Raw genomic sequence first — 18688 nt, forward strand, 5'->3', positions numbered from 1 at the left:
CCGCCGGGCTGACCAACCGCGAGATCGCCACGCTCACGCAGCTCTCCGAAAGCAACGTAGGGGTCATTTTGTACCGCGCTATCCAGCGCCTGCGCCGGGCGCTGGCCGATGAGGAGGCATAACCGTATGGACGACCACACCCGTGCACGCCAGTTCAACGCCGACCTGGACCGCCTGATGCGCGGCGAAACGCCGGACGCCGCCGGACGCGACGCATCACTCGACACCGCACGCACCCTGCTCGCCGCCGACTACAGCGCGCAAAGCCGTATCCGCCACCTCCTGCGCCGCGATCTGATCGCGCGTATGGACGTCCAGCCCGTCGCGCGATTGCGTGCGTCGCGCCGCCGCCTGACGACGCTGGCCGGAACACTGGCGATCGTGATCCTCGCCGTGCTGCTGATACCGCCACTGCGCTCCTTCGCGCAGGACATCATCCGCCAGATCGGACAGGTGCGCATCACGAGCGGGCCAACCGACGCGGAACGCTACGTCGCGGAGCAGGCAGGCGAGCTGCCCACGGCCACACCGAACGCCACCATCCCGCCGCTGACGCCCATCCCGCAGGTGTTCGTGTTCCGGCACCTCACCCCGGAACAGGCCAGCCAGGAAGCGGGCTTCGCCGTCTACGTGCCGGACTACCTGCCGGAGGGCTTCGTCGAGCAGTCGCGCGAAATCTGGATGCACACGCTCGTATCGGTCACGACCAGCTTTGACGTGCCCGGCGCGCTGCAATCGGCGGAGGATCACCAGAACCGCTCGATCACACTGGAACAGGTCATCTTCGCGGACGAGTACGACTTCGCCGTCGGGGATGCACCGACCGTCGAGTTGACTGTCAACGGCAATCCCGGACTGTGGGTGGAGGATGCGCCCGTCGCCGTATTCGGCGACGCGCTGGTCGGCCTGAACCTGCTGTTCTGGGCGCAGGACGGCTTCAACTTTCAGCTAACCAGCCGCCTGCCGCAAGACGAAGCGCTGAAGATCGCCAATTCACTCCACGCCATCGACTACACTCCGACACCCGCACCGGATGGCGTCCCGTTCGAGTTGGTGAGCCAGCGCGCGGCCAGCACCAACGTGGGCTTCGTCCTGGACTGGCTGCGTCACCCGCCGGACGGGTACGAGCTGCTAGGCTACACCGTGCTGCCGGACGAACCGTACTTCTCCGCCGGGGTTGGCGTGTATCGCGCCAGCGACAGCACGGACGCCGCCGGACCGTACCTGCTCACGTTCCAGTCGCGCTTCAACACCACCCGCACGCCGGACACCGTCATCGGCGACGGCGCCCAGGCCGTTACCGTGCGCGATCAGCCCGGCTGGTGGGTCGAGGGCCGGGCCTACGACACGTCGCTGCTGCCGGACGTCGATCCCGCCGCATGGCGCTTCCTGTACTGGTCCGAAGGCGGCTTCGAGTACGTGCTGCAAAGCAACAGTCTGGGACTGGATGCGCTGATCGAGGTCGCGGACCTGCTCGACCGCTAGAGCGTCGCGCCGCTGGACGACATGCACTGAGCCGCCCGCCCGTTCATCCTGCACGAGGCGCGCCCGCGCCCGAGAGAGGCCACCGATTCTCCTATGGTGGCCTCTCGTGCGAAGTGTCTATGCCCGATCAGCTGCCGCTGCGGTATAATCTAGGCTCGACCTGTCAATAACAGATCTCAAAGTTGAGGCGAATCGTGCACCAAGCTGTCTATCCGTTTACCGCTATCGTCGGCCAGGAGCGCATGAAACGCGCGCTCGTGTTGAACGCCGTAAACCCCAGCATTGGTGGCGTGCTCATCCGTGGTGAGCGCGGCACGGCAAAATCTACGGCGGCGCGCGCCCTGGCAGCCCTGCTCCCCGACATCGAAGTCGTGGCCGACTGCCGGTTTGGGTGCAACCCCTACGAACCGGAGCGCCTGTGCGACGAATGCCGCGAGCGCGTCGCGCGCGGCGAGGAACTGCCCGTTGCGATCCGGCGCACGCGCGTCGTGGACCTGCCTGTCAGCGCGACGGAAGATCGCGTCGTGGGCACGCTCGACATCGAAAAAGCGATCCAGATGGGCGAGCGCCAGTTCGATCCCGGCGTTTTGGCCGCCGCAAATCGCGGCATCCTGTACGTGGACGAAGTGAACCTGCTCGACGATCACGTCGTGGACCTGCTGCTCGATTCGGCGGCGATGGGCATCAACGTGGTCGAGCGTGAGGGCATCAGCTTCCAGCACCCGGCGCGCTTCATCCTGGTCGGCACGATGAATCCCGAAGAAGGCGAGCTGCGCCCGCAGCTTTTGGACCGCTTCGCGCTGTCCGTCGAGGTACATGGGCTGGCAAACGCCAACGAGCGCATGGCGATCCTGGAGCGGCACATCGGCTTCGACGCCGACCCGGTCAGCTTCCGCGAATCGTGGCTGCCCCGCGAGCAGGATCTGAGCGCGCAGATCGGCACAGCCCGCCGCATCGTGGACAAGGTGCATTACACCCGCCGCGACCTGTTCTCCATCGCCAACCTGACCGCCGGGCTGCACGTGGACGGTCACCGCGCCGACCTCGTGATCCTCAAGACCGCCCGCGCACACGCCGCCTTCGAGGGCCGCACGCAGATCACCGAGCGCGACATTTTGTTGGCCGCCGAGCTGGCGCTGCCGCACCGCCTGAAGCGCGGGCCGTTCTCCGAAACGTCGCTGTACGAAGGCGAACTCGAAGATCGTCTGGATCACATCGCGGAAGAATACAACGAAGAATCCGACGCCGAAGTCACATCCAGCGAAGCCGCAGACAACGCGACGTCGAGTAAAAAAAAACCAATGAATCGGTAGCGGAAGTCTCCGATCAGCCCGAACAGGGCGAGATGGAGCCGTCTGCCGAACCTGCACCGCAGAACGTCTTCCAATCACAGGACGCACGCTGGTGGGAGGGTGGCAAACAGGTCGAACCTAATACCGAGTTTGCCACCCGCCGCCTTGACACTCCCCTCGACCGCATCACCCGCAAGATGAGCGGTCGCCGCAGCCGCACCCACACCGATCGCAAACACGGGCGTTACATCCAGGCGCGGCCCGCCGGGGACAGGATGGACGACATCGCGTTCGACGCGACGCTGCGCGCCGCCGCGCCATACCAGCGCCGTCGAGATCATTCCCGCATGGCGTACAGCATCAAAAAGCAGGATCTCCAGCGCAAGGTGCGCGTGCGCAAGTCCGCCAACCTGATCCTGTTCGTGGTGGACGCCAGTTGGAGCATGGCCGTTTCGGAGCGCATGAATGCCACCAAGGGCGCGATTATGTCGCTGCTGACCGACGCCTACCAGCGCCGCGACCGCGTGGGGCTGATCGTATTCCAGAAGGACCGCGCTCACCTCGTGCTGCCGCCGACCAACTCCGTGACGCTCGCCAAAAAAGCGCTGGCGGATATCCCGGTGGGCGGCAAGACGCCGCTTTCGGCGGGACTGTGGCTGGCCTATCAGGTGTTCCACAAGGAAAAGCTGGCACACCCGGACGTGATGCCGCTCATGATCCTGCTAACCGACGGCGCGGGCAACGTCTCGATGTCCGAGCTGCCGCCGCAGGAAGAAGCGCACCGCATCGCGGATCTGATCGAGGACGAGGAGATCCGCAACGTGACGATCAACATGGAGCACGCGGCCTTCGACCAGGGTCTCGCGTGCCAGCTCGCGCAGCGGTTGGGCGGCCCGTGCCTGACACTCAGCGAGCTGAAGGCCGCCGCGCTGTACGAAACGGTCCGTAACGAACTGGACCAATAAGCCCTCTCACCATTCCGATATCCGCGCCCCGCTCCGGCGGGGCGTTTTTTTGTCAACACGCTGCACATCCGGCATTTGTAGTGTAAGATGAAACGCGGGGGTGTGTTGGAACAACCTGTATGAACTCTCAGGAGCGCTCGATGCGTCGTCAATGGCTTATCCCGGCAGGTATGGCTGCCGTTATTCTGATCCTGTCTATCATCCTCGTGCCGGGAGGAACCAGCGCCGCATCCGATACGCTGAACTACCTGAGCGATCTGCTCCAGATTTCGCCCACCCCGGTCGATGACATGGGCATTTTACCGACTTCCGGCCCGGCTATCGTGCCCACCGACAGCGGCGACCTGGGCATTTTGACCCCGCCTACCCCCGATCCCAACGCGACCCAGGCGGGCATCGTCATCATGCCAAGCGCAACCCCGGCCAGCACCGACACGCCCGCCACCACCGACACGCCCGCCACGACCCCCGTGGCGACCTCAAGCGACGACATGGGCATCCTGCCCGCGTTTGGCGGGGAACGCCTGACGGTCGTGGTGCTGGGCACGGATACGCGTCCCAGTGAAACGGAGACGTTTTCACGCACGGACTCGATCATGCTCATCAGCATGGACCCGGCCACGAACAAAGTGGGTGTACTGGGCATCCCGCGCGATCTGTGGGTGACCATCCCTGGCTACGGCTACCAGCGCATCAATCTGGCGTACACGCTGGGCGAATCGTGGCAGGTCGGCTCCGGTCCGCAGGTCGTGGAACAAACGATCCAGGCGACGTTTGGCATGCCTGTCGATCACTACGTCATGCTCGATTTTGCCACCTTCGTGAACGTGATCGACCTGATCGGCGGGATCGACGTGATGGTCGATGAAGCGATCTACGACCCCACCTATCCCGACGATTATTATGGCTACGATCCGTTTTACCTGGATGCGGGCATGCAGCACCTCGACGGGCCGACGGCGCTCAAATATGCGCGCAGCCGCCACAACTCCGACGACCGCGTGCGCATCAAGCGCCAGCAGCAGGTGATCATGGCCGTGTTCGAAAAAGCGACTTCCGCCGAGATGTTCCCCTCCCTGCTGCGCGCCATGCCGGACCTGTGGGATGCAGTGTCGGAGGGCATCCAAACCGACATGTCCCTGGCGAACATCATGGATTTGGCACTTTACGCCCGCGCGATTCCACCGGAAAATATCGTAGGCGAAGTCATGGACTGGCGATACGCCACGGCCACCATGATCGGCGATCAGTCGGTGCTGGTTCCCAACAGCGCGGCCATCCCCGGCCTGCTGGTGGAGCTGTTCGGCCCCACCTACATGCAGTAACGCCGCACTGTCGCGGCCCCATTTTCAGTGACAGCTCCCACTAAAGGAACGCGCATGGCCCAGGTAAGCACGAAAACTCTGGTCGCGCCGTCTCAGGGCAGCCGCGTGTGGCAGGGCATCGCGTTGATCACGACGGGCGCGATCTGCTTCAGCACGGCGATCATTTTCATCCGCTGGACCGACGATCTGCCCACCACGACGATCAATTTTTATCGCGCGCTGTTTGCGTTCCTGTTTTTGCTGTCGTTCACGCCGCACAACCGCGAACCACTGCACGTCCGCGCCTACCGCGCGCAGATCCCGCGCCTGCTGGTGCTCGGTACGCTGGTATGCAGCACGGCGCTGCTCTATACCTACGGCGTGCAGAACACGACCGCCGCCAACGCCGCGCTGCTGAACAATTCAGCGCCGCTCTACGTGGCCGTGTTGGGGCCGCTGGTGCTCAAAGAGCCGCGCGGGCGCACCGTCGTGCCCAGCCTGATCCTGGCGATCGTGGGCATCGTGCTTATCTCCGACCCGACCAAGCTCAAGCTGAATTCGGACAACTTTGCGGGCATCATCGCCTCGGCGGTGTCTGGCCTCACGTACGCGGTGCTGATGATCACCAGCCGGGGATTGGGCGGGCGCATCAACGGCCTGACGCAGAATTTATGGACCACCGGCTTCATTACAGTGGCGCTGCTGCCGCTGGCGCTGCGCTCCCCCTCCGACGTGGTGCTGCACAACCTGCCGGTGCTGATCCCGATGGGGATCCTGTCGTTCGGGCTGCCGTACCTGCTGTATTTCTACGGCCTGTCGCGCACCCCGGTCCAGGTGGTGAGCATCGTCGCGCTGATGGAACCCGTCGCGGGCATCGTGATCGGCATCCTGATGTTCGGGGAAACGTTGGGCGAAGTAGGGGCGCTCGGCGCGGCCCTGATCCTGGGCAGCATCGTGCTCATCACGCGCGGCACGCCGCACGCGCCGCGTGGAAACGCCGTCGAGGCGGCCTCGCCGCCCGCCGCCTGACGTATTAAGGGGAGAAACGGGCAGAGCAAGCCCCGCCCCTACATTCCGTTATGTAACGAGTTCCCGTAGGGGCGTATTGCGATACGCCCCTACCAGACCATCCCGTGATGCTTTTGTAGGGGCAATTCATGAATTGCCCCTACACGCACCGTTAGGCCGTCTCCTCGACGCCCGCCAGCACGGGAGCATCCGGCAGTACGCTACTGTCCGCAACGGCATCCGCGCTTTGACGCGCGCCGCGCGCAAACAACAGCGCCGCCGGGGTCAGCATCAGCCCGCTGATCGACAGCGCCGCGCGCAGCGACCACGCCGTGCCGATCCAGCCGATCCACGGACCGCCCGCGATCTGGCCGATGGCGTTCACCTGCCCGACCGCCGAAAACACGGTCGCGCGCACGGACGACTCGACGCTGCGGTTCAGCCACGCGTTGAAGATCGGCTCGGACGTGCTGCGCAGCGCCGACGCGATCCAGTACGCGCCCAGTGCCAGGGCGAAGTGCCCGGCCAGCGCAAAGACCAGAATGGCAACTACCGTCCCCAGCGTCAGCCAGATCAACGCGCGGGCCATCGCCTGCGGCGCCTCGACGCTGCCGCGCCGCCGCGCCAGCTCGGTCGTCCCGATCGAAAGCAGCGATCCGACCGCGCCGATGATGCCGAACCACACCACCGGCTTCAGATCGCCCAGGGCGGGCAGCGTGAAGTCGTCCAGAAAGTGCGCCGTCCAGAGACGGTCGAAGCCCTCGCTGTACAGGCCCAGCACCGCCGAGATCGCCAGGAACGTCAGCAGCACACCGCGCCCCCGGATCAGGCGCAGGCTGTCGCGCAGCGTCTGGCACATCGGGCCCCAGGGGGAGCGCGACGCACGCGGCGCAGGCGCGAAGCCATCCTCCGGCATCACCAGGGACAGCCCGGCGGCCAGCACGACGAACAGCGCCCCGCCGAACACGATCGGGATGCGCACGTTCAGGCTGGCGAGTCCCACGCTGATCGGGATGGCGGCCAACCCGGCCACAGCCCCGATCTGCGCGCTGCGCAGGAAGGCCGCGCCCGCGCGATCTTCCCCGATCTCGTCCGCGATCCAGGCCTGGGTCGCGCCGCTGGTGAAGGTGACACCCAGGCCCCACAGCAACTGCGCCGCCAGGACCGCGCCAAACGCGGGGACCAGCCCCTCCAGCGCGAACCCCAGACCGATCAGCGCCAAACCGATCAGCACCGACAGGCGGCGGCTGTAGACATCCGCTACGATGCCCGTCGGCACCTCGAACAAAAAGATGACCGTTTCCAGCGTCGTGCCGACGAGCACAAGCTGGAGCGGATTGAGGTCCACCACGGTGACCTGATAGACCATGTTCACCGTGAAGATCAAGCCCAGAAAAAACGCGGTAGCGCCCTCCATGATCAGATAAATCCGGTACGCATCGCGCGAGGTCATGCGTGAGGCAAACACTGCTGCCTGTCCTTTCGATTGTGTTGGTGTCAGGCGGGCGGGGCAGCATCCTGTCCCGGCATCCGCGTCGTGGGTGAAGAATCAAAAACAGCCACGGGCACGATGCTGTGGCTGTCTTCGGCTGCTCCAGCGCAGCGGGATCAAAAAAGCCACAGGGCGTGCAGCCACCTGTGGCCGTTTAGACACGAAGCCGATCAGATCAGGTTGTGATGGTGACGGGCCGCGAAAACGGTCAGCAGGCGCGCTCGCACACGCTCATCGTGCGACGAACGGAGGTCGATAGAATTGCTGCTGACATAGTCGCTCCCTGCCTGATACTCATCGAACAACCGTGTGACAGCGTATCACGAATTCACAATCGCCGTCAAGCGGGCATTTTTCGCGCCTAATGAGTATCAAAAGCAGAGCGGGTTTTAAACCCGCCCCTACAGATGCCACGTTGTTTGACTCGTCGCCAGATGTGGAACGTACTCAGCCGAGCGCGCCCGCAATTTCCGGCACGACCAGGTTCAGGATCAGGCCCAGAATGAACAGCTCGCCCGCCCGCCGGTTGAAGAACATCGCCCAGCCGACATACCACAGCGGCCACACGGGCCAGTCGTCGGGGCGCTTGGTGGGCTTGGGCTGCGAGTAGACCTTCCAGGCCGTCACCAGACGGGGCAGCGCCAGCACGGTGAGCAGCACCCACGCCCCGGCTACGCCCGCCAGCACCAGCGCGGCGATCAGCACGTAAAAGCCCACGAACGCGACTTTGTTCAGCGCCAGCGACGCGTCGCGCCCCAGCAGCACCGGGATCGAGTGCACGCCCACAGGCCGGTCGTACTCGATCTTGTCGGTATGCTTGCCGATCAGCACCGAGGCGACGATCAGGCCGTAGGGCAGCGTCAGCAGCAGCGTATCGCGCGTGATCTCGTCGCTGATGGCGTACACCGTGCCGCCGGTCATCAGCGGGCCCCACACGGCCAGCGCCGTGATTTCGCCCAGGGCGTAGCGCTTGAGGAAAATGGTGTAGCCCAGGCTCAGCACCAGCCCGCTGACGGCAAACGCGATCACCGCCGGGCCGCTAACCCACGCCAGATAGAGCATGATCAGCGCGTCGAACAACGTCAGGCCCAGCGCCACCGCCAGCAAACGGTTGGGTGTGGTCAGGCCGCCGAGGACGGGATGCGTGCTGTACTGCGAGCGCGGGTAGTCCTCGGTGTCTACGCCTTTACGCACGTCGGTCCAGTCGTTGACGAGGTTGTTGGTCGCGTGGGCGGCCACCAACCCGATCACCGAGAGCGCGCCCAGCCACAGCCGGAACAGCGGGCGATCGTCAAATCCGCCTTGCAGCACAGCGAGTAGCACGCCGATGAGGCCCGACATAAACGTCATGGAAAACACACAGGCGCGCGCGATCACCAGCCAGCGAGTGAACGTGTCCGCGTGATGCACATCCGGGCAGTTGCAGGTATTAACGGCTGTCGTCCAGCGCTTGACGAGCGGCCAGTCTTTGATAGCGGTCGATGAGTGGACTTCTGCAGCCATGAAGCGCTCCCTTTCAGGTCCAAAAGTGCAATTCTTTGCAGGCGCATGCTACTATTTTAACAAAGGCGTCTACCTGCCACGCCGCGCAAAAAATCAACACCCACTACGCGCGACGTGGCAACTCACAAAGTGACTTATCTGCCCTCGCTTCTTCTGGCGAGAAAAAGACTTTGGGGGCACTACGAGAACACAATTTGATCTACCTCACATCGCCGCACAGTGGTTCGGCCTTGCGCTGGCACCGGTCGCGGTCGGCCTGATCCTGTCGCTGCTGATCCCTTCGTTTATCGCGCCGCAGCCGTTCCTGATTTTCCTGGTGGCGACCCTGATCGCGGCGTGGCTGGCCGGGTGGGAACCCGGACTCCTGGCGGCGCTGCTCGGCGTGCTGGGGGGGATCATCGCCACGCGCGCCGCACACGGCAGTTGGACGGTCGAGCCTGCTGCCGGGCTGTGGCTGGCGCTCAACGTGCTGGCGGCGCTGCTAGTCGGCTCGCTGCGCAGCGCGTTGATCCGGGCCGAGCACACGGTCGATCCTCCCACATCTGGCATTACGACCGCGCGCGAACAGCGCGAGTGGTTCGAAGTCACCTTGAGCAGCATCGGGGATGCCGTCATTGCCACGGATAACGTGGGGGTGATCTGGTTCATCAACGAGCAGGCCACCCTGCTGACCGGCTGGTCGCAGGCCGACGCGCAGGGCAAACCGCTGCAAGACGTCTTCCGAATTTGCAGCGAAAAAACCGGCGAGCCGGTCGAAAGCCCCGTGTCGCGCGTGCTGCGCGAAAATCGCATCGTTGGGCTGGCGAATCACACCCTGCTGATCCGGCGCGACGGGACGCGTATTCCCATTGCGGACAGCGGCGCGCCGATTCATGGTGCCGACGGGGGCATCGTCGGCGTGGTGCTGGTGTTCCGCGATGCAACCCAACAGCGCGAAGCCGAGCAGGCACAGGAAGCCAACGCCCGGCACGTCCGCCGCGTGTTGGATACGCTGCCGACGATGGTCGGCGTGCTCACGCCGGACGGTGTCATAACCGAGGCGAACGGGGCGGCGCTCAGAATCGCAGCACTCCAGCCGGAAGATGTGGTCGGCAAGCCGTTTGTCGAGGCTTACTGGTGGTCGGATTCGCCGGAAACTCAGGCCCGGCTGCGCGACGCCATCACCCAGGGTGTACAGGGGCACACGACTCGCTGCGATCTGCGAATGCGTACCGGCGATGACACGTGGATCACGATCGATTTTACGCTGGCCCCCATGCGTGACGACGAGGGAAACGTCACACACCTTATCCCGTCCGCGCTGGACATCAGCGCGCGCAAACGCATCGAAGATGAACTGCGCCTGAGCGAAGAACGGCTGCGCACCGCGATCATCAACTCGCGCGCGATCCTGTTCAGCCAGGATCAGGATCTACGCTATACGTGGATCCACAACTCTGCGCGGGGCCTGACGACGCAGGATGTGCTCGGCAAGTTCGACGAGGATCTCATCCCCGATCCAGACGATGCCGCACGCATCAAAAACTTCAAACGCGAGGTGCTCGAAAGCGGCATCGGGGCGCGGCGCGAGATCATGGTCCATCGTGACGGCCAGGAAGTATATCTGGACATCGCAGTCGAGCCGCTGCGCAACGGGGAAGGCCGGGTGAGCGGCATCATCTGCGCCGCGCTCGATGTCTCCGAACGCAAACGGCAGGCGATTCTGCTGGCCGACGCGCTGACCGTCGCGGACCGGGAACAGCGCCAGCTCCGTGCCGTGCTCACCCACCTGCCGGTGCTCGTGTTGATCGCGGACGGCAGCGGCAGCCTGATCGAAATCAACAATGCCGCGCAAACTTTCTTCCGAGAGGGCTTCCCGCACGTCACGAACATCGCGGAGTACGCAAATTTCGTGGGCTACTGGTCGGACAGCGGCGAGCGCGTCCAGAAGCATAAATGGCCGCTGTCGCAGGCCGTGTTGGAAGGTAAGACGATCACCAGTGAGATGATGGATCTGGTGCTAGACAACGGCACGCGCCGGACGCTCCTGGTTTCCGCCGCCCCCATCTACGACCAAAACGGTGCCATCATCGGCGGCATCTCCGTCGGCACGGACATCACCGAGCGCCGCCGCGAAGCCGTCGAGCGCGAGCGGCTGCTGGCGCAGATCGCGCATGAGCGCGATCGCCTGCATACCCTGATCGACAGCATCACCGACGAAATCTGGTTCTGCGACAGCGAGGGCAATATCGAGCTGGTCAACGTCGCGGTGCGCCGGCAGTTTGGCCTGAGCGATGAGCCGGAGAGCAGCCTGGGAAAGCTCACCTCGTTCATTGCGCCGCTGGATATTTCATACGCGGACGGTCACCCGCGCCCGCCGGAAGAATCCCCGCTGCTCCGATCGCTGGCAGGCGAGACGATCCGCGATCAGGTCGAGATCGTGCGCAGCCCGGCAGTCCCCGAACCAACCTACCGCCAGGTCAGTTCCGCGCCGCTGCAAGGTGAGGCGGGCGTGATCACAGGCGCGGTCGCCATCGTGCACGATATCACCGAGCAAATCAAGGCGCAGGACGAAATCCGGTCGCTGAACAACGAGCTAGAGCAGCGCGTCCGCGAGCGTACGTCGCAGCTCAGCGCCGTCAACCGCGAGCTGGAAGCGTTCAGCTACTCCGTCTCGCACGATCTCCGCACGCCACTGCGCGCAATCGATGGATTTAGCCATGCCTTGTTAGAGGATTATGGAGATATACTAAGTCAAGAGGGGCGTTACTATTTGGAGCGCATCCGCGTCGCCAGCCAGCGCCTCGGCCAGCTCATCGACGACCTGCTCAAACTCTCGCGCCTGACACGAAGCGAGATCCAGCGGATGCCGACCGACCTTAGCGACCTCGCTCACAGCATTTTGGAGGAGCTGCGCATTTCGCAGCCCAAGCGCCATGTGCAGGCCGTCATCCAACCCAAGATCATCGCAGAAGGCGATCCTCGCTTGCTGAGGGTTGCGTTGGAAAACCTGCTCAACAACGCATGGAAGTTCACCAGCCAAACTGCTTCCGCTCAAATCGAGTTCGGTACGCTGGACTATGAAGACGAGCGCGTTTATTATATTCGTGACAACGGCGCCGGATTTGACATGACTTACGCGGACAAACTTTTCGGCGCGTTCCAGCGTCTCCACAGCACCAGCGAGTTTGAAGGCACAGGCATCGGGCTGGCGACAGTGCAGCGGATCATCCACCGGCACGGGGGACGTATCTGGGCCTCAAGCGCAGTCAACGAAGGGGCGACGTTTTACTTTACGCTTCCGGGCGATGGCCGGGGGAGTGCTCATGGGTGATACGCGGCGCAAAGTAATCCTGCTGGTCGAGGACAATCCCGATGACGTGTCGCTGACGCTGCGCGCGTTTCGCAAGAGCAATTTAGGCATTCATGTGGACGTCGCCACCGACGGGGCAGAAGCGCTGGAGTACCTGTTCAAAACCGGCGCATACACCATCGATAATAACGGGGAACTGCCCGCCCTCGTCCTGCTCGATCTCAAACTCCCCAAGCTCGACGGCGTCGAGGTGCTCCAACACCTGCGCGCCGATGAACGCACCCGCCTGCTGCCGGTGGTCATCCTCACCTCCTCGCGCGAGCAAGAAGATCTCATAGGCTGCTACTCGCACGGCGCAAACAGCTACATCCGCAAGCCGGTCGATTTCGACCGGTTTAGCTCCGTCGTCCAACAGTTAGGCATCTACTGGCTGGAACTGAACGAGTCGCCCATCTAGTAGCGGTGCCCGCCAGCGAGGCGGGTTGCTTCTCAGGCCCCCCTATAGCATAATTGACTTATTGCGGCTACACTTTGGCGGTGCTGCTGCCAGTTTACTGTATGTATTTTCATTTTTAGGCGGATCTAGGCTCGAAGGATCTTCTCTTTGGACAACCTCTCCGTCATCGGGACTACAACTCGTGTCCTGCTGGTAGAGGACAATCCCGATGATGCTTATCTCATCAGGCGTCTGCTTACTCGCTTTAGCTTTACCACGTTCGATCTTCAAGTCGCCAGCCGCCTTCAAGAAGGTCTGAGCATCCTCAATGCCGATGCTTTCGACATCGTGCTGCTCGATCTCAACGTGCCGGACAGCTTCGGGCTGGATACACTGCTCACCGCGCAGGCCAACGCGCCACACGTGCCGATCGTCGTCATGACCAGCCTGACCGACGAAGGATTGGGCATCCGGGCCGTGCAGCTTGGCGCGCAGGACTATCTGGTCAAAGGGGAAGTCGATAGCAACCTGCTGTACCGTGCCATCAGCTACGCCATCGAGCGCAAGCAGGTCGAGCAGGAGCTGCGGCGTCACCGCGATCACCTGGAAGAACTGGTCGCAGAGCGCACCACCGAGCTGGTGCAGATCAATTCCCAGCTTGAGGCAGAGATCATCGAACGCCAGCAGGCCGAAGCCGCCGAACGCGCCCAACGCCAGTTTTCTGAAGCGCTGCGCGATATCAGCAATGCGCTGAACAGCAGTCACGATCTGGCCGAGGTACTGGATCGCGTGCTGGCCAACATCGAGCGCGTCGTGCCGTTCGATCTGGCCGAGGTCATGCTGTTCGAGGAAGGCATCGCCCGCATCGTGCGCGCGCACGGGTACGACGAAACGGCGCTCGATCGACTGCTGGGCATGCGCCTGGAACTGTCGCAGATGACCCACCTGCGGCACATGTCGGAAACACGCGAACCGGTGCTGCTCTCCGACATCCTGAACTGTCCCGACGAGATCACCATCATTCAGGATTCAACCTGGCGCGCCTATATTGGCATCCCGATTTACCACCTCGAAGAAGTGATCGGGTGCATCAGCCTGATGTCCTTCGAGCCGGATTTCTTCACAACGGTTCAGGTCGATCACTTGCAGGCGTTTGCCGAACAGGCCGCCATCGCCATCCAGAACGCGCGCTTCTACGAGCAAGCGCAGGTCCTGGCTGCCATTCAGGAACGCGAGCGGCTGGCGCGCGACCTGCACGATGCGGTGAGTCAGGCGCTGTTTTCCGCCACCATGATCACCGAATCGCTGCCCCGCCAGTGGGAGCGCTCGCCGCAAAAGGTGATGCCGCTGCTGACCGAGCTGCACCGTTTGATCCGGGGCGCGCTGGCCGAAATGCGCACGCTGCTGTTGGAACTGCGTCCGAAAGCGCTGCTGGACGCCAGTTTTTCGGATTTGATGATCCAGCTCACGGAAGCAATTCAAAGCCGCAGGCGTATCCAGATCGAAGTCCTCATCGACGAGGAAACGCCGATGATGCCCGATGTGAAGGTCGCGCTGTACCGGATCGCGCAGGAATCGCTGAACAACATCGCCAAACACACCCGCGCCGAACACGCCAGCGTCGTCCTGCACAGCAAGCCGCACCACATCGACCTGACCATTACCGATGACGGCGATGGATTCGACCCCACCCAGATCTCATCTACCAGCATGGGATTGGGCATCATGCGCGAGCGAGCCGACAACATTAACGCGACATTGACGATCAACACCTCCCCGGCGGCTGGCACGGAGATTCTCGTTCACTGGTCCGATAACGGTAGCTGACCCCCGAATGGGCTATGCGCCATTTGCGCTGCCCCAACGTCATAATGAGGGGGACGTGCGAATTAATGGCAGATCGCCGATAATTGGTATACCCTGCTTCACAAGGTGCACGCAGGGTAGTTGTCCATCGCGGCGCTAGAGTGGACTGGAATCGGGTTGACGTGCAAGAAGCTGACAGCTCCCTGGATACCATTAATGTTTTAATGATCGAGGACAGCCCGGATGATGTCTACCTGATCAAACGCCTGATCACGCTGGCGGTCTCCATGCCAGTTATCAAACTCTCCACGGCCTCCACGCTTCAGGAGGGCATGGAGCGGCTTGACCAGGGTGGGATCGACGTGGTGCTCCTGGACCTGACGCTGCCCGACAGCACCGGGCTGGAAACGCTGCTCTCGCTGCAGCGGCGGTGGTCACACCTGCCCGTCGTGGTGCAGACCGGCGTCAGCGACGAAGATCTGGGCATGGAAGCCGTGCGCCTGGGCGCACAGGACTACCTGATCAAAGGCGAGGCCAACATCCAACTGCTCGTGCGCTCCCTGCGCTACGCGATCGAGCGTAACAACATCGAGGAGGAGCTGCGCCAGCACCGCACCAACCTGGAAGCGCTTGTCGCGGAACGCACCGCCGATCTTCAGCGCACCAACGAAAAGCTCCAGCGTGAAATGGCCGAACGCGAGCGGGCCGAGCAGCGCGCGCTCGATCTGGCGATCAAGCAGGAGCGCGCCCGCGTATTGACCAACTTCGTGCGAGCGGCCTCGCACGACTTCCGCACGCCGCTCTCGACCATCAACACCAGCCTTTACCTCATCCGGCGCGTCAAAGACACCAAGGGCCGCGAGCAGCACTTGAGCGTGATCGAGATGCAGGCCAACCGCCTCGCCCGGCTGGTAGACGGCATGCTGCGCCTGCTCCAGGTCGAAAGCAACCCCGAACTGCATTTCCGCAGCATCCACCTGAACGACCTGATCCGTGACGTTGCGCTGCACGTCTATTCGTATGCAGCCGAAAAACAGGTCGAGATCTCGCTCGATCTGGCCGACGATCTGCCTCTGGTTGACGCGGATCAGGCGGAACTTTCGTATGCGCTGGTCGAGATCACCGAAAACGCGATCAACTATTCGCACCAGGACGGCAAGGTCATCTTGCGCACCTGCTCGAACCAGACCCACGTCACCGTCGAGATTGAGGACTACGGCATCGGGATCAGCGATCAGGATATGCCCTACATCTTCGAGCTGCTCTACCGTGCCGATAAAGCTCGTTCCGCGGAAACCGGCGGGCCGGGCCTTGGCCTGCCGATCGTGCAAAAGATCGTAGCAGCGCACGGCGGAACGATCGACGTGGTGAGCGAAGAAAACCGGGGCACCACGTTCCGCATCACACTGCCGCGCGGATCCTAGAACGTGGTGCGCACCTCTGGCCCCGCCCCCGCGCCACCCATGTTAGGCGGGGTTCCGGGGGAAAAACGGGCGGAGCAGGCCCCCCTACGCATCGCGGGATCGTGAACGCGTGAGACGCCAGTTTTGCTCAAAAAGTGCATAACAGCCGCTACGTGCGGCGGGTACATTTCAGAAGCGCAAACCGCCTCCGTTGCACCACAAAAAACAGTCTGTAGCAGGTGCGCAGACTGTTTTCATCGCCAGTCAAGCCGGGATCAGCTTTCCAGTTCTTGCTTTAGGGTTACTCCCACTCGACGTGAATAATGGTTTCGCCGTCTCCGCCGTAATCGCGCGCGGGATAGTCGGGATCGTAGTAAACGCTGAAAGCGGTATCCCGCGGCAGGAAGCGGCGCGCATAACCGTACTGCAGGCCGTAGCTCATATCGTCGGGATAGATGTCCGTGTGATACGTCACGTAGTGATTATCGCTGATCTTTTCGCAGCGAATCGTGCCGACGTCGCCATTGCGGTGCAGATTCTGGTAAACGTCGTTCCAACTCATCAATATTTCTTCATAGGTTGGAGTGGGCGCATCGGGCGGTAAGGGGATGGTCTCGCCAATCGTCATGCCGATGGCGACAAAATTGAGCATGTGGTTGTGCGATTCTGCGAGTTCGTTGAGCGCATCCAGCAGTTTTCGCGTGGAATACCACGCGTTTGGATCGAGATCGACCATCCCATATTTAGCCATGACCGGCTTGGTGTCGGTGCCTTGCATATTATCGGTAAACGCCGCCAGGTTTTGGCCCAGTGTTTCCGATGTCTCTGGACAAGAAAGATGACGCATTGAGTTCCCCCTTGCAAAACGTGCTCAAACGGCTTTCAAACTCAGGATAATGTATAATAATTAACGCATAATTAAAATGATCTTTATAATTCACAACATTTTTACACTTCCCCTCAATGGGGAATAAAAAACGACCCCAGAATGGGGCCTTGGGGCCTCTTTCTGGAGCCGTTCCATGTTGTAAGGGGGTGCAGGATGTGCTATTACGCCCCGCTGCGCGGTTAATCCAGCGCGCGTCTCAAGCTGGCAGCCAGCGACCGCACCGCCTCGACGCCGTGCGCGCCTTCGCGAACCAGCGCGCTGCCGACGATAAAGCCGTCCATCAGCGCTCCGGCTTCGCGCGCCTGTTCGGGCCTTCCGATGCCGAAGCCCAGCACCAGCGGCTTATCCGTCTGCGCCCGTACGCGCGCTACGAAGCCCGGCAGGGTCTCGGGCAGGCGATCGCGCGCGCCGGTCGTGCCCGTCACCGAGACGAGGTACACGAAGCCGGTCGCCTGCGCCGTCACCAGCTTGATACGCGCCTCGGTGCTGGTCGGGGCGAGCAGGAAGATCAGCGCCAGCCCCACCTTTTCGCAAGCCGTTTTCACCTGCGCGGCCTCCTCCGGCGGCAGATCGGGCACGATCAGCCCGTCCGCCCCGGCGGTGTGCGCATCACGCACATACGCTTCGACGCCGTAGGCCAGGATCGGATTCAGATAGCCCATCAGCAGCATCGGCTGGCGTACGCCGCGCGCACGCAGGGTCCGCACCGCCTCCAGGCACCTGCGCACCGTGATCCCGTTTTCCAGTGCAACTTGCGTCGCGGCCTGGATCGTCGGGCCATCAGCGAGGGGATCGCTGAAGGGGATGCCGATCTCGAAGCCGTCCACACCTTCCCCGGCCATCGCTTCGATCGCGGCCAGCGAATCGTCGTAGGTCGGGTAGCCGATGGGGAAATAGGGCAAAAATGCCGCGCGATCGTGCGCTTTGGCCCCCTCGAACATGGCGGCCAGCGCCGCCGTGCCTTGCAGAGTCGTGATCGGCTCGTTCATGCGTCCTCTCCGATCTCGTGAATAACCGTGTCCAGGTCTTTGTCGCCGCGCCCTGACAGGTTCACCAAAATGATCGCGTCCTTCGGCATGGTCGGCGCGCGCTTGATCGCCTCCGCCACGGCGTGCGAGCTTTCCAGGGCGGGGATGATGCCCTCCTGGCGGCACAACGTCTGGAAGGCGGCGAGCGCTTCCTCGTCGGTCGCGGTGGTGTAAAAGGCGCGTTCCATGTCGCGCAGGTATGCATGCTCCGGCCCGACCGAGGCGTAGTCCAGCCCGGCGGAGACGCTGTGCGTCTCGCGGATCTGGCCGTCGGCGTCTTGGAGCACGAAGGAGCGCGTGCCGTGCAGCACGCCGGGCCGCCCCAGGTTGGGATCGGCAAAACGCGCGGCGTGCTCGCCGCTGGGGATGCCCAGGCCGCCCGCTTCGACGCCGATCAGATCGACCGCCTCGTCGTCGCGGAAGGCGTGGAACAGCCCAATCGCGTTGCTGCCGCCGCCCACGCACGCGATGCACACGTCCGGCAGTTGGCCCACTTCGTCCAGCATTTGCTGGCGCGCCTCGATGCCGATCACGCTCTGGAACGTGCGCACGATCAGCGGGTACGGGTGCGGGCCGAGCGCCGAGCCGAGCAGGTAAAACGTGTCTTCGACGTTCGCCACCCAGTCGCGGATGGCCTCGTTGATGGCGTCTTTGAGCGTCTTGCTGCCGCTTTCGACCGGGATCACCTCCGCGCCGAGCAGCTTCATGCGGAACACGTTGGGCCGCTGCCGCGCGATGTCCACGCTGCCCATGTAGACGTGACAGTCCAGGCCCAACAGCGCCGC

14 protein-coding genes and 1 pseudogene are annotated in these 18688 nt (G+C 63.0%); 10 read left to right on the top strand and 5 right to left on the bottom strand.

Annotated features, from left to right (window positions below):
* The 6 genes and pseudogenes from V7116_RS25830 to V7116_RS16035 form a co-directional block, all read left to right on the top strand.
* Positions 1 to 122, top strand: a pseudogene (locus V7116_RS25830) (RNA polymerase subunit sigma-24); the annotation flags it as partial.
* A gap of 4 nt (positions 123 to 126) precedes the next feature.
* Positions 127 to 1485, top strand: a complete 1359-nt coding sequence (locus tag V7116_RS16015) for a DUF4367 domain-containing protein (protein WP_324392956.1) — start codon at positions 127 to 129, stop codon at positions 1483 to 1485.
* 242 nt (positions 1486 to 1727) lie between these two features.
* Positions 1728 to 2798 carry an ATP-binding protein gene (locus tag V7116_RS16020; RefSeq protein ID WP_442891855.1) on the top strand — a complete coding sequence of 357 codons (1071 nt, stop codon included), beginning with the start codon at positions 1728 to 1730 and terminating at the stop codon, positions 2796 to 2798.
* A 32-nt stretch (positions 2799 to 2830) separates the two neighbouring features.
* On the top strand, positions 2831 to 3742 hold the full coding sequence (locus tag V7116_RS16025) for a vWA domain-containing protein (RefSeq protein WP_324392958.1): 912 nt from the start codon (positions 2831 to 2833) through the stop codon (positions 3740 to 3742).
* Positions 3743 to 3882: 140 nt separating this feature from the next.
* Complete coding sequence (locus V7116_RS16030) at positions 3883 to 5067, top strand: LCP family protein (protein WP_324392959.1); 1185 nt, start codon at positions 3883 to 3885, stop codon at positions 5065 to 5067.
* 54 nt (positions 5068 to 5121) lie between these two features.
* Entirely contained in the window at positions 5122 to 6075 is a 954-nt protein-coding gene (locus V7116_RS16035; RefSeq protein ID WP_324392960.1) for a DMT family transporter, read from the top strand.
* Between the two features lie 151 nt (positions 6076 to 6226).
* On the opposite strand, the gene V7116_RS16040 is transcribed toward V7116_RS16035, so the two are convergent.
* Positions 6227 to 7522, bottom strand: coding sequence for an MFS transporter (locus V7116_RS16040; protein ID WP_324392961.1), 1296 nt, complete (start codon positions 7520 to 7522; stop codon positions 6227 to 6229).
* Positions 7523 to 7993: 471 nt separating this feature from the next.
* Positions 7994 to 9049 carry a prenyltransferase gene (locus V7116_RS16045; protein WP_324392962.1) on the bottom strand — a complete coding sequence of 352 codons (1056 nt, stop codon included), beginning with the start codon at positions 9047 to 9049 and terminating at the stop codon, positions 7994 to 7996.
* A 316-nt stretch (positions 9050 to 9365) separates the two neighbouring features.
* On the opposite strand from V7116_RS16045, the gene V7116_RS16050 reads away from it, so the two are divergent.
* From V7116_RS16050 to V7116_RS16065, 4 genes are all read left to right on the top strand, one after another.
* The gene (locus tag V7116_RS16050; RefSeq protein ID WP_324392963.1) at positions 9366 to 12362 is read left to right on the top strand and encodes a PAS domain-containing protein; all 2997 of its coding nucleotides are present in this window, start codon (positions 9366 to 9368) and stop codon (positions 12360 to 12362) included.
* Entirely contained in the window at positions 12355 to 12798 is a 444-nt protein-coding gene (locus V7116_RS16055; protein WP_324392964.1) for a response regulator, read from the top strand. The genes V7116_RS16050 and V7116_RS16055 overlap by 8 nt, the downstream gene beginning before the upstream one ends.
* A gap of 147 nt (positions 12799 to 12945) precedes the next feature.
* Positions 12946 to 14604, top strand: coding sequence for a response regulator (locus tag V7116_RS16060; protein ID WP_324392965.1), 1659 nt, complete (start codon positions 12946 to 12948; stop codon positions 14602 to 14604).
* Positions 14605 to 14765: 161 nt separating this feature from the next.
* On the top strand, positions 14766 to 16007 hold the full coding sequence (locus V7116_RS16065) for a sensor histidine kinase (protein WP_324392966.1): 1242 nt from the start codon (positions 14766 to 14768) through the stop codon (positions 16005 to 16007).
* Between the two features lie 280 nt (positions 16008 to 16287).
* Here V7116_RS16065 and V7116_RS16070 read toward each other — a convergent pair whose 3' ends face one another.
* The 3 genes from V7116_RS16070 to trpB form a co-directional block, all read right to left on the bottom strand.
* Positions 16288 to 16833 carry a hypothetical protein gene (locus V7116_RS16070; protein WP_324392967.1) on the bottom strand — a complete coding sequence of 182 codons (546 nt, stop codon included), beginning with the start codon at positions 16831 to 16833 and terminating at the stop codon, positions 16288 to 16290.
* Positions 16834 to 17054: 221 nt separating this feature from the next.
* A complete protein-coding gene (gene trpA, locus V7116_RS16075; protein WP_324392968.1) occupies positions 17055 to 17864 on the bottom strand; it encodes a tryptophan synthase subunit alpha in 810 nt (269 codons plus the stop codon).
* A partial coding sequence (gene trpB / locus V7116_RS16080) for a tryptophan synthase subunit beta (RefSeq protein ID WP_324392969.1) occupies positions 17861 to 18688 on the bottom strand: 828 nt, incomplete at its 5' end. The genes trpA and trpB, both read right to left, overlap by 4 nt.

This window comes from Aggregatilinea sp. (assembly GCF_036822615.1).
Lineage (GTDB): Bacteria > Chloroflexota > Anaerolineae > Aggregatilineales > Aggregatilineaceae > Aggregatilinea.